The sequence below is a fragment of the Pseudomonas sp. CCI1.1 genome (assembly GCF_034348165.1).
GTDB classification, from domain to species: Bacteria; Pseudomonadota; Gammaproteobacteria; order Pseudomonadales; family Pseudomonadaceae; genus Aquipseudomonas; species Aquipseudomonas paracarnis.
On record NZ_CP133780.1, the window covers coordinates 5,635,033 to 5,650,219 of the forward strand.

Sequence of the window (15,187 nt, forward strand, 5' to 3'; positions counted from 1 at the left end):
GCCCGGCGAAGAGAGTATTTAAATTTCTAGCTGCTTTTCAGTTTAAAGTGAATAATCCATCTCAGGATTTATCTTTGATGCTGAAAAATTATTTAATAAGTACAATTAGGGAGAGGTTGCTAAAAAGCCAGATATTAATCTGGCTTTTTGTCGATGGCTTTGATCGTGTTAATTGTTTTTTACTGTCTCTTAGTTGTCGACTTGCTGCTAATGCCCTTAGGTTCTTTCTGTTTTTCTTGAGCAATTTTCTGCTTACTTTTCTCCGATACATCAGGACCCCATAGACGAGCTTGCTCGGCTCGGAAGTTATCTTTGAAATTTTTGGTTCGCTCGAAACCGTCTTCAGCAAAAGCGGAACTCATAAATCCAGTCAGTACGATACCAATAGAGAGGAGTTTTATGAATTTCATTGTGCCCTCGATGTTTACTAGGTCTGCTTAACTAGCAGCCTTTGTGGTTTGATAGTTTAGGATTTTGAAGCTAACAGCAGGGTGAGGGAATCATTACAATTTCGTAATTTATGCGTTTGGTGAAACGGTATAAATTTTGTGTTTGTGAAAGCTCCGAAGCAGGCTATTTTTCTTTCATAACCTTTAATGTGATATCTAAGCCATTGATGTTTTTGGATTTTTTGCCACTAGTGGAAGCTAGCCATAAACGATCTAAAGACTGTGTAGCAGCGATTGGATATTTTTGTTTACGCATCGAAGCTAACGGCTAGATTAGCTGGCATCTCAAATGCGGCGCCGTTGGCGGTTAGTCAAACTGGCTGTCGAATTTTTTTGACTCCGTCTGTGGTTCACTCAGAGGGGCGTGAAAGAGTTTAAGGCGGGGGGGGGGGCGTGCCGATAAGGTCGCGTTATATGTGGCTGCTCGCCATATTTTCGGGTAGGGCTGCCTTCCCCTCTAGACGTCGAGCTAAAGACCAAAACAATACGGCAGCCCTCAGGCATTAAAGCTTTCAAGTAAAAAAGAGAGCTCTTCTAAAATCGGCCCCCTCCATATACGGGACCTAGGCTGCGCCCATTTGCGTTTGCTTCATTTGGGTGTCGGGAAAGTTGAGGTGAAACCAGGTAAAATTCTGATCAGTCACTTCTACGCTCGCAGAACCCTGATGCAATCCCATAATTGACTGTACTATAGCTAGGCCCAGACCCGTACCACCTTCATTTCGTGCTCGGCTTTTGTCTACACGGTAGAACCGCTCGAACAAATGCACCTGGTGTTCCTTGGCGATTCCGCGCCCCGGGTTACCAACACTCAAGGTAGTTCCGTTAGCACCGCGTTGAACTTTCACGTAAACCGTCCGGCCTCTTGGGCAGTAGCGAATCGCGTTCGAGACAAGGTTCGAGATGGCTCGTTGAATCATTATCTGATTGCCACGCACCACGCCATTTCCTGTGAGCTGGAGTTGTATTTCGCCTTCTTCGGCCGTAATGCTGAAGAGGTCGCAGACCCGCTGAATTTCGTCGAGCAAACAGACATTTTCGAATTCTACCATTGACGCGGGGTGGCTGACCTGGGCTAGAAATAGCATGTCGGAAACCATTCGACTCATGCGGTCCAACTCTTCCGTGCACGACTCCAAGACTTCTCGGTACTCAGGAAGAGACCTTTCCCGGGTCAGCGCAACCTGAGCCTTACCCATGAGATTGGACAAAGGTGCACGCAGTTCGTGAGCAAGATCGTCCGAGAACTGCGATAGCTGCTGAACCCCATCATCTAGACGCATCAGCATGATATTGATTCCATCGCCGAGCTTCTTCAGTTCTGCCGGCATCCCCTTCGTTGGTAGGCGATGATCAAGGCTCTCGGTGGAAATTTTCGAGGCAATCCTCAAGAACTTGGTCAGAGGCAGTAGTCCTCTGCGCACAGTCCACCATCCAATGGCCAAGATCAGCAAGAGAATAAGAGGCGAGACCATCAGCGCCCAGGTTAGCAATGCATCGAGCAGGGCTTGGTTGGCTGACTGGTCCATGGTCATGAACACACTAACTTCGGTTCCATCGCCTAGATTCATTACTCGCGAAGCGCTAAGTAGCGGGCGACCCGTGGAGTCACGCCACTCGTGCTGTTTAACCTGCTCGGTTGGCTTGAACTTGTGCACTTCCAGGTTGACTGCCTTCGAACCTATTGAGAGCAGTGGAGTTTGCGTTTGTCCTGACTCAAAGATGCTGACGTACAGATTATTGTGCCCCATGACCAAGTCAACTAGCTGGTGCGCGTCTGGATTGACATCAGCGATACTAGTGATAGCGGATAGGTTGTGAGTCATACCCGCCATTTTCACTTCGAGGTCCATTCGGGAGTTTCTCTCGAGAGCTTGGCTCACCATCACATACCCAAAGGTGGCGAAAAGGAGGAGCAGCGCTGCGCTCATCAAACCGACTTTGAATCCCAGCTTCACAGCCAGACTGAACGGCCTCATGCGCGCTCCTCCAGAACGTACCCTATGCCTCGAAGTTTATGTATGAGCTTGGTCTCAAATGGATCATCGATCTTCGAGCGTAATCGCCGGATAGAGACGTCAATAACGTTATTATCGCAGTCAAAGTTCATGTCCCATATCAGCCAGATGCTCTGAGAGCGTGTAAGTGCTTTGCCAGCTCGACTAATGAGAAGGTGCAGGAGAGCAAATTTCTTGGTGTTGAGGTCTATGCGTGTAGATCCACGGAACACCCGATGGCGCACAGAGTCGAGCTCTACATCCGAAATTCTCAGCGCGTTTTTCTCAAAAAGCTCGTCGCCACGTCTTTGCAGCGAGCGCATGCGAGCAAGCAGCTCGGGAAACTCGAAGGGCTTGACGAGGTAGTCATCTGCGCCACCGTCCAAACCCTTGAGCTTGTCGTTGGTTCGTCCCCAGGCAGTCAGCATAATGACGCGGACCCGGCTGGTTTCTCTAATGACTTCCAAAAGGTCCAAGCCATTGATGTCAGGGAGGTTCACATCGAGAAGCAGAAACGAATAAATATTAGTATTGAATAAGTGAGCGGCATCAACACCATTGTTTGCTATATTTACGATGTACCCGCTTTCAGAAAGGCCCTGCTGAAGGTATTCTACGTTTTTGGTTTCGTCTTCCACAACTAGAACGCGCATAACTTATCTCAGGATGTGAGTAAAATAATAGTCCAATCGGCCGCCAGTGTGGTTATACGCTGATTGGTAGTACTGCTGTGTGCTTGGTGTTTAATTTCATTATTTATTTTCATGCGCATTACATTAACTCAATAATAACTGATCCTAGCGCGAATTGGCTAAATGCGCGTAAGCTTTGCAAATTTGTAATTTTTGCGCAATATTATTGATAGTTATGATAAATTGATTGTTTGGAATAATCGAGAATCTGTCAATGGTAAGGTTTTTAAGGCCAAAGCTGGCGGATGCCTTCAGTGCGCGTAGCAGGCGAATCTGCCTGAAGGCTCCTTTAATATTGGCCGCCGGTCAACTCGATTAGTCGTTAAATTTAGAGGTGGCAGTAATGCATATTTAAAAGCGCGTATAGTCTTGGGGAACGCATCTTAAGTCGATTTTTCTTAGGGCTTCTGCCTGCAAATACAACAATTAGCGTCATCAAAAAAACGACTAGTGTGAAGGCTTCGGAGCATTATCATGAAAGGCTGCTTGCTCCATTTGAATCGTGCAGTGATGAATTTCGAACGATTTACTCACCGCGTCAATGACTGATGCGAGAATAACATCTCGATTTAATGAATCTCGCACGACTACGTGCGACGTCAGGATATTGCGGCCACTACTTAGAGCCCAAACATGCAGATCATGGACCTCCATGACCCCATCTACTCCAAGTATCAGGGACTCTATTTCCGCAATATTGAGATTGTCGGGTACCCCTTCCATAAGTACCCCCCAAGCTTTCGCGCAACAACTGCCAAGTACGTGGAAACACCCATATACCGATTGCTACGGCGACAATCGTATCGACCCAGCTCCAACCTGTAAATCGGATGACAAGTGCCGCTATGATCACGCCCAATGAACCAAGCATGTCGCTCCAGACTTCAAGATAGGCTCCCTTGAGATTCAGACTTTCACTGCTGGCAGAGGAGAGCAGACGCATCGATATCAGGTTCACAAAAAGACCCCCAATTGCGATCCACATCATCGCACCGGTAGCAATCTCCGACGGTACTAGCAAGCGCTGATACGCCTCGTACAAAATGTAGGCAGCGACCATAAAGAGTAATAAGGCATTGAACGTTGAGGCTAGGATCTCTATGCGAGCATATCCAAAAGTCCGTTTCTGGTCCGCTGGCCGCTTGGCTATTTGGAGAGCAATCAGTGAAATTGCCAGAGCAGCAGTATCTGTGAGCATATGTGATGCATCAGACAGCAGGGCTAGGCTGCCGGTAACGCATGCTCCGATAACCTCCGCAATCATAAAAATACCAGTCAGGGCAAGCGCCATGAGTAGTTTTTTCTGGTGTCCTTCACGTAGAGCGGCACCGCCATGAGCGTGATTGGATCCCACATGCTTCTCCTTGCCTAATGTAGTGGTTGGCTTCAATCTAGATTCTCATCGCTACAAACAAAAACACAAATATGGATCCTACCTTTCAGAACGGCTAATAAAACTCATTTAAACTAATTGTAGTTTAGGATGAAAGTATGTTGTTGGTATGCGATTTTTTGCAGACCTGCGTCTCCTCTAGCCGGCGATACGGTGCTAGTCAACAGCCTACTTTGACACGGCTCAAAAAAAGAAGGTTCCGCTGGGATTGTGTCAGAATTGTAATTCTGCTGTAGCTATCTCGTTATCCGTCGTCAAAAATAATACGGCTAGCTAAAAATTTACGCTACGTAGCGGTGTCGCTAAGCACAGACACGAAATTACCTCAAACTCCTCGCAACGCTGCTGAGTAACATAATTACCTAGTTTTTTAACGCCGGCCGCGGTCAATATTTTCATCGCAAATTCTGATTCCTTAATCACTGAACTATCTCGTAAGGAAGAAACCGCGGGTTTTGAAATGATGCTCGGCGATACGGAGCTCGAGAGTGCCGTTCGATGTGAGGGGTTAGGTCGATGACACCGTTGAGATGCGGAACGGACTGAGGCTTAACCATTAACACCGATTGTCGAAAGTGGTCGTCGCTACCGACCCAAAAGGGGCGAATGGCGGTAATTTGGATGCCGCTAGACGCTGGCATCGTGTGCCGATTACCGACAGCGTAACCTTTCATTCTTGAAGAGTCGTATTTACCTGAGTCAAGCGACATGCGTGCTCACCCCAGATCGCAGCGGCTTTGCGACACGCTTGATTCATTCGCACACCTAGCCAGGTAGCAACTTGAATATTGGTTGTGGGTGAGGAGGTTATTGAAGTGAAAATCGGAGTTAGCGGCGCCGGCAATATTGGGGCTACCCTTGCCCGCAAGCTCGTCGCGTGCGGCCATGAAGTTAAGCTGGCAAATTCGAAAGGCCCCGAAAGCCTTCAAAACCTGGTCAGTGAAATCGGCGCACACGCTGTGACCAAGGAAGAGGCAGTGTCCGAGGTAGGCGTTGTGATCCTCTCGATACCCTTCCCAAAATATCCAGATCTCAAACAGACGTTAAAGAATGTCCCCGAGAAAGTCGTTGTCATTGACACGTCCAATTACTATCCGGGACGCGACGGGGCAATCATAGAAGTTGACGACGGCAAGCCCGTGAACGTTTGGGTAAGCGAGCAGTTTAGCCGCCCGGTCATTAAGGCTTGGAACGCCGTCCTTGCAGCGACTCTTGCCGACAATCGGCAACCAACTGGATCTTCGACACGCATTGGCTTACATGTAGCAGGGGATGACACTCATGCAGAGGCCGTCGCGCAGGATCTCGTTGAGGATACGGGCTTTATCGCGCTTGCCGCTGGTAGCCTTGAAGATTCGTGGCGTCAGCAACCAGGAACACCAGCCTACTGCACCGAGCTAACATTGCCGGAGCTGAAGATGGCGCTGGAGGCGGCAGACAAGGTACGGGCACCTCAAAACCGAGACGCACTTATCGCAAAATTTATGGTTCCCGGCAGTCAGTTTACAGATGAGCAAATTGTTGCCACAAATCGCGCTAGGACGGCCTGACTACCGGATTAGGCGGGATTCTTTGCTAGAATTTCGCCTAATTGATCTAGTCGCTAAACTCATCTCTTTACGTAAACAGGGCACTGCAGACGCGTGCCTAACTCAGCGTCTGGATGAGGCCGCGAATTTCCTAACCTGTCCTGTATCGCGGCCTAGGCCACGTCACGTTGTTCAAGCATCCGCTCAATCTCAGCGCCAGCTAAAGCGTCGCAAGCGTGCGGCGTGGTCTACTACCGATCTCAACTATTAAGGCGTTGGCGTCAGGAAGGCGTGTTTACCGGACGCTTACCTTCAAGGAATTCCGGGCAACACAGAAACAAGAACGCCGATTTGATTGATGATGTTCGTGCGAGCAAACACATCTAACAAACCGGCGTTCTTATGTGCGATATTATACTTTTCTTCCTTTTTGGGAGGGCTTTTCTGTCGTTAACACAAAGCCTGATGGTGATGCCCTCCAGATCGATCTGACTCCCCGCGCCAAACTAGACCGTCTCGTTTTGAAATAGTGGGCTGTGCCCAGTGAGAAAGATTTGCCCCAGGTATTTGGGGCGAAGGGCAACGGCGCCATCGGCTTGTTCTGCCGTCATTTCGAGCTCCTCTACGAAGAAGTCCCAAAGCTCCTCATTCGTCGATACCTCGTTATTGGCGAGCTGATCTTCGATGTTTTCAAGGATTTGTTGGGTCAGGTTATTGAAGATTAGATTCATGTGCTGCTCCTGTTGAGTCGAGGAGCGCCCAGGAGGGAGCCTCTCATGAATGTGCCGATTGGCTTGGCGTATCGCCGGCATCGTTAGGTATTGGAGATATTCCATACCTGCAGTTTGAAGTTGTGTAAATAGCCGAGCTCCGAGAGCCGACTGCACTGTTGGCGTAGTTGCTGACGATCAACAGTTGTGTCCAGCCTGACTGTATAGCTTAGAGGCCAGATTGTGCCGAACAACTCGGCATCTGCCTCGAGGTCGTTGGTTGCGCCGGTCGGGGTCATCCCGAACGGGGCATCCTCTTTTGATACCTGTTTATTGGTGGCCGGTAGGGCGGGCGGATTATTACGCTGCACAGGCTTGGAGAGGTTGGAAGAAGACTCTTCATCCATAGGGTCAGGCTCGTTTGGCGAGAGCCTGGCGGCGTCTTCTGGTGTCAGATTGTCGACGTCGTCGAGGCTCATGCTTTCCAGCCTTGCACGGATCTCAACGATCAGGCGGCCTGCTGTGGAGTAATACGAAGGACGGATCTCCGTTATCAGAAAGTCGCCTCGGTATTTGCCTTCATCGTACTGATCGAGGAGTGCGTCTTTGATCACGAACTCACCGATAGAGGTCGAAAGCCGTCCGACGTTGAATTCGCCATTACGGCCGCTGATGGTACGGATGGCCAGTTGGCCGGGGATGTTGATCATGGGCAGCTCCACACTGCTACGAATGAAAAAAGCCCGACAGGTGTCGGGCTTTGGGCAGTGCTGTGATTGTCGAAGGATTACGGGCAAGAAGTATGAGTTTCTTCCTTGAGTGAGATGTACAGATAGAAAACGCCTGGCGGTGATTCTATACGGTCAAGTTTTAGGTCCAGCCAGACTCGATCAGTGCTATTGCCGGCAGGCAATAAACGATAGAGGCCGAAATGGATCTGTGTGCTGTCAGGTTGCAAGTGCAGTTCTCGGTAGGCCTCCAGGACAACTTCGCCCAGTCGCTCACTGACAACACTTGCATCCTGAGGGTTTTCAATATGCACCGCTTCCTGCCAGGCCCGGGGTGTTAAAACGACCGGGAGCTTGAGCAGGTCAGACGACACGAGGTTAGTGGTGCTTTGCATGTTTATCTCCAGGTGTGAGAAACCACCCGGCCCGTCCGGGAAGTGGTTTCCCGGTTAGGTATGTTTTGGTTATGTCAGGACCAGCACACGTGGCGTTGTGTCCAGAGGTTGAGGTCAAAAGCTTGTTTCGCGGCATATTCGCTGCGGTAGTATTCTTCGGACTCCCTTGATACCGGTCCTGAATTCATAGAATAAGCGCAACGCTTGAAACGAGAGGCAGAGAGCCAGCCACCGGTAGAATCCAGGCTCTCACACCGAAGGATTCAAGCGCAGATGACTACGCATTACCGGCAGCTGACTCAGGGACAACGTTACCAGATTGAGGCTGGCTTGAGCGCCGCAGAGAGCCAGGCGAGCATTGCAAAGCGGGTCGGCGTGCATCCCTCGACGATCAGTCGCGAGGTTCGCCGCAACAGCACCCAGAATATCTACAAGGCTGTTTCTGCGGCCCATGAAAGTGATGCTCGTCGAGCGGGTGCGCGCAAGTTTTGCAAGCCGGCGACATGGCTCAGCCATCATCTCCCGGTGTGGCTCAAGCATGGCATGAGTCCGGAGCAGATCGCCCAGCGGTTGAAGCAGGAGCAGCCAAGCCGGGCGGTCAGCCATGAGTGGATTTATCGGTTCATTGCCGCCGAACAGCGCGCCGGTGGTGAGCTTTATACCTATCTGCGACATCGCCGAAAGCGCTACCGGAAACGCTATGGAAGCCACGATCGGCGCGGGCAGCTGCGTAATCGCGTGTCAATCAGTGAACGCCCAGCCGAGGTCGAAAGCCGCGAGCGCCTGGGGGACTGGGAGGGCGATACGGTACATGGACTGGGCGGTAACCTGGTGACCCTGGTTGATCGCAAAAGCGGCTATCTGAGCGCCTATCCGGTCAAGCGCAGAACGCGCCGGCAGGTAACGCGGGCGATCAATCTGATGCTTCAGGGCCATGCCGCTCACACGCTGACGCTGGATAACGGAAGGGAGTTTGCCGGGCATGAACGCATCGCGCTACGGAGCCAGTGCCAGGTCTTTTTTGCAGACCCCTATTCATCCTGGCAACGTGGCACCAATGAAAACACCAACGGTCTGCTCCGCCAGTATTTCCCCAAGGGCAGCGACTTCAGCAAGCTGACCGTCGAAGCCGTCAATCGGACAGTAGCGAGGATCAATCTACGCCCGCGCAAGCGCTTGGGCTGGAAGACGCCGTACGAAGTGCATACAGGGGTGAGCGTTGCACTTATGTGTTGAATTCAGGGGTTCAAACTCATCAGCGGTACCAATGTAATAGCCCGCAGCGCTCTTCAGTATTTGGAGGGGGTACTCGATACCGCACTCGGCGAATGCAAGTTTCCCGTATGCAAAATCCGACACAATGTATGGTTCCGGTGTTATTAGCTGCTGCTGCTGGTCTTCTTCAGTAAAGCGTGACCAACCGCCACCATTAATGGCCGCGTTCACTCCTTCGCCCCAAGCTCGACTGAGCGCAGGAACGGTTTTGAACAGCTCGGGTACGATCGGCTGGCCGGCGCGGTACGCGTCGGCACCCAGAATATGAGCCTCGATCTCAGCCTCATATTGGGTAATCTCGTCGCCATAGATTTCCGCTTTTGCATAAGCAACGCGTATATCGAGAGATTGCGTAAATAACGTGTTCATAAAGGTGAGTCTCCAACGGACGAGAATCACCGTGCCCGGAAGGGAGGTGTTCCCTGCGGACTTTGATAATAATGAAGGCACCCGAAGGGTGCCTTTCAACAAAGTGAATCAAGATGCCGTACGCTGCTGTTTAGCGGGCGTTGGCTTGGATTGTTCCTCTGCTACTGGCTCGGATGCTTCTTCGCTTGCGAGCTGTGCTTCAGGTTCCGCTTCGCCGTCTTCAACAACTGGTTCTACTTCACGAGGCTTTGCTTCATAGACGGTTTGGCCATCCACCTTGATCCAGCCGATAAACAACAGGCGTCCCTTGAGGCTTGCTCCAGGTTGACCTTTTTTATCGCCTTTCTCGTAGGTAAATGCGTCGGTCCAGATATCACCGATGCGGAAGCTCACAAGGACCTTCTTTCCGGCTTCAACGGCTGCTTGGCTGCGACGAATCAGCTTTTCAGCTTCAGCGCCGACCACGTTGCAGTCGATATAGGAATACTCGGCATCATCCATCGAGCCGCGCAGAGCCGCAACGGTAACTGCCATGAATGGCTTACCTTTGCCGCGAGGTTTCACTTCACGGATACGGTTGAGATAACCGATACCAGTGGTGTGAAGGTCGAAGAATTTTGCTTCGTTGGATTGATTAGTGCTCATGGTGATTCTCCAGTTTCGAAATAACAGAAAGCGGAGAAACACTTCGCCCTAGGGGGAAAGTATTCCCCGCGAGGGTGGGTGGAGCTTAAGGTTGTTTAATGCATCAGCTTCATTGCAGCAATCATTACACCGACAGCTGCAGACAACATGACGCCCATGCGAATGGTGAGCTTGACTTCAAGCTGTGAAATCTCAGATTTGAACTCTGCAGCAAGAGCAGTTAAATCTGCCTTGGTAGCCAAACGTGAAAGCATGTCGGTCTCCAAAGCTTCAATAACAGCATTTGCCTTCTGTTCCGGGACGTTAATCGAAATCAACGCCTGGTAGAGAGCCAGTTCAGTTTTCATCAGACCTCCAAAAGTGAGAGGCCTGCCCTGACGGGGTAGGCCCGTCATGGGTGGGAAAGGTGCTTCCATCGACTAAGTCGACTGATCGCGCTACCGGAAGCTATGGCGATCTTGGGAGTGGATCAATGCAGAAAACCGCATCGTAGTCTTGCGGATCCAGACTACTTGGGCATGTTGCTGACGACGTCAGCGATACATGTGCAGATCATGGAAATACGATTGTCGCTTGTCAAGCCCCTACCGTGAAAACTCTGAGGAAACCTTCCCTTTGGGAAGGCTCCCTACAGAGGCGAAGGACGCAGACTTAGCAAGTTGCTGGCACCAACGAGCGTGCAGCTGGCTTCTTACGCGGTTTCCGAGCTGGCTTTTCGACCACTCGAGTGTTAGCCGCGTACCAAAGGTTCAGGTCGACACCTTTACGAGTTATTGCCGGTACATGATCCATCTCACGTACGAGACGCTCAGGTACGCAGGGCGGTGGAAGCAACGGAGCTGCTTTGGTATGGATAGCTGTGGGCGCAGCGCTGGTTTTCTTTACCGCACGCAGAAACTGTCGCGTGATGGTGCCAAGCGCGAAACCGAAGCCATAAGCAAGTTTGGACATGGTGATTCTCCTGCAGGTTGAATGCGGAGAACCCACTGACCCCGTTGGGGAAGTGATTCCCCGCGAGGTGAGTTGCATAAGGTGCTTCCATCGACGATTGTCGACCGACCGCGCTACCAGAAGCTCAGCGGTCTTGGGCGGATCTGACACGAACATCGTGTCGCAGTCTTCAAGATCCTGACTGCCTGGGCATGATGCTGACGACGTCAGCAAAGCACGTCCATATCATCGAAGGGGGGATGGTGATGTGTCAAGCGGAGAGGGATATTTCGCGGAGGGCAAAGAAGGTTCAGGTCGACAGGAGAAGCTACCGAGAGTAGCTGGGTCAACAGTCACTCTCGGATGTAGTAAGTAGCGTCTTTCAGAAAAAAATACCACCTGTGCGGGATGAAGGCGTTGTTGATCCCTGGGCTGTGATCTGAACGTCTTACTTCCAACACCTGGCCGATTATCGTGGCTGAGGCCAGCTAGCATAAGGCACGCATCCGCGCACAAAGGGAGCCCTGCGTTTCGCCGGCGGGCCACCGGCAAGGAAAAGCAGCTACCAATAGGTAGCCTGATCATCCTTTGCAAGATGATCAGGCTACCTATTGTGTGAGCTTTAAAAAGTGTGGGCCACAACACCAGTGTGGCCCTTAGACTACGGTGCTTCGAACCTCAACAGAGCCCTATGTGCCTTTGAACTCGCAATTCACGAGTTAGACGGCTGCGTGTCTGGCTTGAACAGGGAGACACAGGGAGAGCTCTGAACCAGGTCCGCACGCCCTTCCCGGAGCTATGCGTGCTTTGGGGTTGGTGATGAGGCAAGCCGCATCACCGGGCGCTACTGATGACCGCCAGTAGCCAACGGGGTGGAAACGTTGTTGTGATCATTATGTTGATAGGCCGGAGCTTATGCAACCCGGCGCCTTTCAAAGTCGGTCGACTCAGACTAATTGACTGCGACGACCGCACCTTCGGGAACAGGGGACGGAATTGCTATACCGGTCGCCCCAGTTATCTGTGAAATCAGCATTCCTGAACGCTTTAAACCAACGGTAGTTGTCTTTGTCAGGTCTACCAGCACAGAAGGCAAGCCTGACGGTGCAACCCCATCAAAATAAGTATAGGCCGTTCCTGATGAGATGTAAGAACCTACGCCCACAGGTTTCACAAACCACCCAGGTAGGTTGAGCGCAGAATCGCTCGGTACTCCGCTGAAGCCCGGGTTGGCCTGGGCATATTCGGTAGCGGCAGATCGGTACACCAGAAAGCCGCGACCCAGTGAGTCGAGGGTAGCGTAGTCGGATGTACGTTGGTCCTGATGTTGGTTCTCCATGAAAATGCTGGAGGCAATGAGCACAATCATCAAAACGAGCCATTGCATTGTCATGATATGAGCTCCATCCACAAAATGGTGGTTGTTACCACCTACGCGTCAATAACAAAACTATTTCGTGAGGATAATCAATGTTAAGCAAATTCCTACTAGGCCAAGCGCAATGACAGTCCACTTTGCGGCTCGCTTGATGCTCATTGGTTTGCGTTGTGGATTGATTAATTCCATAGTGGCGATCTTTTTTACTAAATAACGACCAGAGGCCGTTGGTTGTAACTTGTAAGTGAACTCGCCGACCTCGAATGCCTCTTTTTCTTCTAGTGCGCGACGCCATAGCACAGTTGAGCATATCCTGCTTCGGGTGCTTAGCCAGGTCTGTAATTCTCCAGCACTATACTCAACGTTATTCTCAAGCGTCTGCACTGCAATAATCCCCATAAACATACTATAAAACGTTTTTGAAATTTTATAAATGGATGCTTTATTTGAAGCAGCTCCAATAGAAAAGACCTGGCCAGGAAAGTCGAGATGTGGAGAGAAACCATCCACTTGCATTTCTGAAGATGTACCCAGTCTCACTATCCCCGATGCCAAAAGCGCCAGTTAAAGAGCATGACTTCCATGTAGTGTCGCCAAGGGAGCAGGTCACACTTCCTCTGGCAGGCGCCTGGCAGGTGCCCTGGATCAGCTGGAATTCCCACCCACCTGGTCTTTTCCATAAGCCTTGTTCGCAGGACAACGTTATTCCCGCGGCGCTTTTTGCAAGAAGGGTTCGGTCACTGCACTGTTGCCCCTCGGTAGCTATGCCTCCCAGGGACAAATATTCATTTGTCTGAATGCGATCATAGGCCGTTATCTTGCCCGTCGAGGTTATCTTTCCACCCCATAGTTCACCTCCGGTTGAAAAGTTTTTGTCGTTATAAACTTGGACCCAGTTGGGGCTATTTTGATAAATTCCGCCTCCCCATTTTTCGCTGTACCAGCCTGTGTCACCACGTGTTCTGAACCAACCACCTGTGCTGGTATCACCGGTAATGGTTGCAGTAGCGGCATTAACATTGGCTGTGGCGATAACGTTTCGAGCTGTAATGTCGGCGTTAGCTGTTATGTTGCCTGACGCTGTGATACTTCCTGCGTTGTTAATATTGTGGTTGCCCATCGTGATATCAGTATTCATCGTGTTGAATTCTGGATGATTGGGCACTGCGTTTCGATATAGATAGTCATTAGCCAACGCTCCATCCATAAGAAAAAGTGCGCTAGCTGTATGTCCTGGGCCAGGAGCTATAGCATAGTTACTTAGTGCTACCTGCCATCCACCCCGCACGCCCTGGACGATGTTCGGATTGGCAGAAGAGATGAACCCACCAGGTCCTCCGAGATTTTCAGCGATGGTTCGAATACCCATTTCAGGAATCGTCTGCCCACCTGTAGTAACCACAATCACTTCCAGTTGATTGGCGTTGGGTTTCCGGGCGAGGCCGACAATGGTCTGCCCAAAGGCGTTAGTGGGGCTATAACCTGCAGGAAGGTAGTTGGTGTTGACGAGCATCGGAACGGTTATTTGCACCGGTACGGTTGCTGCCGCGTTGGCCAGCACCACGCTGTAGTTATCCTTCAGATATTTGGCCAATGCCTCTGAAATGGTTCTCTGTTGATCAGCCGCAATTCGATAGTCCTGAGAATCCATCTGCTTGATTTGCCATGCGATCGCCAAAGTGACGACAACGGAGAAAACGGCCAATCCGATCGCCATGTCCAAGCTCAAGAACCCCCGCTGCTTGATCCTACTGGTCATTCCAGAGACTCCTTGATGATTGGTGAGCGATGTCGTGATCGAGCATCGTGATCTTTCCTGCATGGACTTTCTCTCGGATGCCCGGTCCGTCATCGCCTGTGAAAAGCAGGCTCTGCAGGGTTAATCGACGACTTCCTTCGTTGCCACTTGATAAGGACTGGTGAAGAACAGCCACCAACCCCTTGGAGAGCAGCTCTCGGGCGTTATTGAGTAACGGCTGAGCCAGGGCTGATATACGTTCAATGCCTTGAGTAACGCTGCCGGCATGACCTGTGCTGATAATGAGATGGCCATTGATCGAGGCTTGAATTACTTGTGCTGCTGTCGAGCTGTCGCGAATTTCTCCCACGAACAGGAAATCGGCTCTTGTGCGCAGCGCTAGGATCAAAGCTTCCTCGTATCCCCCCATCCGGCGAGAGACCGGAACTTGAATGCAGCGCCCACTCCCATGCCTGCCATTCAAAAATGGTTCTGGAGGATCCTCTACAGCCACACAAATGCCTCCCCAGGCCTCGAGACGTGCTTTCACCAGTGATGCAGCACTTGAGGTTTTCCCTGTGCCCATTTCCCCACAAATAAATATCAGGCCGCGTACCGTGTCGCTCATCAGCGCGTCCTGCAGATAGTCGGGCAGACCCAGCATGTCCAATGGACGGATCTGGACTGAGGATTTGCTTACGACAAACACAGGCTTGCCATTCAAATCCAGCAACTGGGTTACACGAAGGACGACGCCATCTTCAATTAGGGCGAACTCTGGATCCTGGGTTGCCTTGTGCTTTTCCTCGCACTGCGCCCGTAAGCGCTCAAGGTCTGCCCGCCATTCGGCGGGCGCTTCAACCCTTCGTGCCTGCCCAGGGAGACCTTTGGCGTCGGCAAATCCATCGCCGAGGTACAGGTCGACGAATTCAGCATCAGAGATCACGCTCACACTGAGT

16 protein-coding genes and 1 pseudogene are annotated in these 15,187 nt (G+C 51.1%); 2 read left to right on the forward strand and 15 right to left on the reverse strand.

Annotation, left to right across the window (positions count from 1 at the left end; all coding sequences use genetic code 11):
• Nucleotides 1–179 precede the first annotated feature (179 nt).
• From RHM69_RS25465 to RHM69_RS25480, 4 genes and pseudogenes are all read right to left on the reverse strand, one after another.
• Nucleotides 180–410, reverse strand: coding sequence for a hypothetical protein (locus RHM69_RS25465; protein WP_019818108.1), 231 nt, complete (start codon nucleotides 408–410; stop codon nucleotides 180–182).
• A gap of 602 nt (nucleotides 411–1,012) precedes the next feature.
• Entirely contained in the window at nucleotides 1,013–2,428 is a 1,416-nt protein-coding gene (locus RHM69_RS25470) for a heavy metal sensor histidine kinase (RefSeq protein ID WP_019818107.1), read from the reverse strand.
• Nucleotides 2,425–3,099, reverse strand: coding sequence for a heavy metal response regulator transcription factor (locus RHM69_RS25475; RefSeq protein ID WP_019818106.1), 675 nt, complete (start codon nucleotides 3,097–3,099; stop codon nucleotides 2,425–2,427). Before RHM69_RS25475 ends, RHM69_RS25470 begins: the two co-directional genes overlap by 4 nt.
• A 486-nt stretch (nucleotides 3,100–3,585) precedes the next feature.
• Nucleotides 3,586–4,492: pseudogene (locus RHM69_RS25480) on the reverse strand (cation diffusion facilitator family transporter).
• A gap of 833 nt (nucleotides 4,493–5,325) precedes the next feature.
• Here RHM69_RS25480 and RHM69_RS25485 point away from each other — a divergent pair.
• Nucleotides 5,326–6,081 (forward strand): NADPH-dependent F420 reductase, encoded by a 756-nt coding sequence (locus tag RHM69_RS25485; protein WP_019818104.1) that lies wholly within the window; start codon nucleotides 5,326–5,328, stop codon nucleotides 6,079–6,081.
• 485 nt (nucleotides 6,082–6,566) lie between these two features.
• Here RHM69_RS25485 and RHM69_RS25490 read toward each other — a convergent pair whose 3' ends face one another.
• The 3 genes from RHM69_RS25490 to RHM69_RS25500 form a co-directional block, all read right to left on the reverse strand.
• Complete coding sequence (locus RHM69_RS25490; protein WP_019818103.1) at nucleotides 6,567–6,791, reverse strand: hypothetical protein; 225 nt, start codon at nucleotides 6,789–6,791, stop codon at nucleotides 6,567–6,569.
• A gap of 83 nt (nucleotides 6,792–6,874) precedes the next feature.
• A complete protein-coding gene (locus tag RHM69_RS25495) occupies nucleotides 6,875–7,480 on the reverse strand; it encodes a DUF3275 family protein (RefSeq protein ID WP_019818102.1) in 606 nt (201 codons plus the stop codon).
• Nucleotides 7,481–7,557: 77 nt separating this feature from the next.
• A complete protein-coding gene (locus tag RHM69_RS25500) occupies nucleotides 7,558–7,893 on the reverse strand; it encodes a hypothetical protein (RefSeq protein ID WP_019818101.1) in 336 nt (111 codons plus the stop codon).
• Between the two features lie 273 nt (nucleotides 7,894–8,166).
• On the opposite strand from RHM69_RS25500, the gene RHM69_RS25505 reads away from it, so the two are divergent.
• A complete protein-coding gene (locus RHM69_RS25505) occupies nucleotides 8,167–9,129 on the forward strand; it encodes an IS30-like element ISPpu17 family transposase (protein ID WP_004577240.1) in 963 nt (320 codons plus the stop codon).
• On the opposite strand, the gene RHM69_RS25510 is transcribed toward RHM69_RS25505, so the two are convergent.
• The 8 genes from RHM69_RS25510 to RHM69_RS25545 all read right to left on the reverse strand — a co-directional run bounded on the left by RHM69_RS25510 (nucleotide 9,052) and on the right by RHM69_RS25545 (nucleotide 15,180).
• Entirely contained in the window at nucleotides 9,052–9,537 is a 486-nt protein-coding gene (locus RHM69_RS25510) for a hypothetical protein (RefSeq protein ID WP_322255321.1), read from the reverse strand. The genes RHM69_RS25505 and RHM69_RS25510 overlap by 78 nt on opposite strands.
• A 108-nt stretch (nucleotides 9,538–9,645) precedes the next feature.
• Nucleotides 9,646–10,182, reverse strand: a complete 537-nt coding sequence (locus RHM69_RS25515) for an STY4534 family ICE replication protein (protein ID WP_019818099.1) — start codon at nucleotides 10,180–10,182, stop codon at nucleotides 9,646–9,648.
• 95 nt (nucleotides 10,183–10,277) lie between these two features.
• Nucleotides 10,278–10,529 carry a hypothetical protein gene (locus RHM69_RS25520; RefSeq protein WP_008437363.1) on the reverse strand — a complete coding sequence of 84 codons (252 nt, stop codon included), beginning with the start codon at nucleotides 10,527–10,529 and terminating at the stop codon, nucleotides 10,278–10,280.
• Nucleotides 10,530–10,833: 304 nt separating this feature from the next.
• On the reverse strand, nucleotides 10,834–11,133 hold the full coding sequence (locus RHM69_RS25525; RefSeq protein ID WP_073451708.1) for a hypothetical protein: 300 nt from the start codon (nucleotides 11,131–11,133) through the stop codon (nucleotides 10,834–10,836).
• 931 nt (nucleotides 11,134–12,064) lie between these two features.
• Nucleotides 12,065–12,505 carry a type IV pilus biogenesis protein PilM gene (pilM, locus tag RHM69_RS25530; protein ID WP_019818097.1) on the reverse strand — a complete coding sequence of 147 codons (441 nt, stop codon included), beginning with the start codon at nucleotides 12,503–12,505 and terminating at the stop codon, nucleotides 12,065–12,067.
• Nucleotides 12,506–12,562: 57 nt separating this feature from the next.
• A complete protein-coding gene (locus RHM69_RS25535) occupies nucleotides 12,563–13,000 on the reverse strand; it encodes a hypothetical protein (protein ID WP_124356003.1) in 438 nt (145 codons plus the stop codon).
• Nucleotides 12,933–14,249 (reverse strand): shufflon system plasmid conjugative transfer pilus tip adhesin PilV, encoded by a 1,317-nt coding sequence (pilV, locus tag RHM69_RS25540; RefSeq protein WP_019818096.1) that lies wholly within the window; start codon nucleotides 14,247–14,249, stop codon nucleotides 12,933–12,935. The genes RHM69_RS25535 and pilV overlap by 68 nt, the downstream gene beginning before the upstream one ends.
• Nucleotides 14,239–15,180 (reverse strand): ATPase, T2SS/T4P/T4SS family, encoded by a 942-nt coding sequence (locus tag RHM69_RS25545; protein WP_008437359.1) that lies wholly within the window; start codon nucleotides 15,178–15,180, stop codon nucleotides 14,239–14,241. Before RHM69_RS25545 ends, pilV begins: the two co-directional genes overlap by 11 nt.
• Nucleotides 15,181–15,187 lie beyond the last annotated feature (7 nt).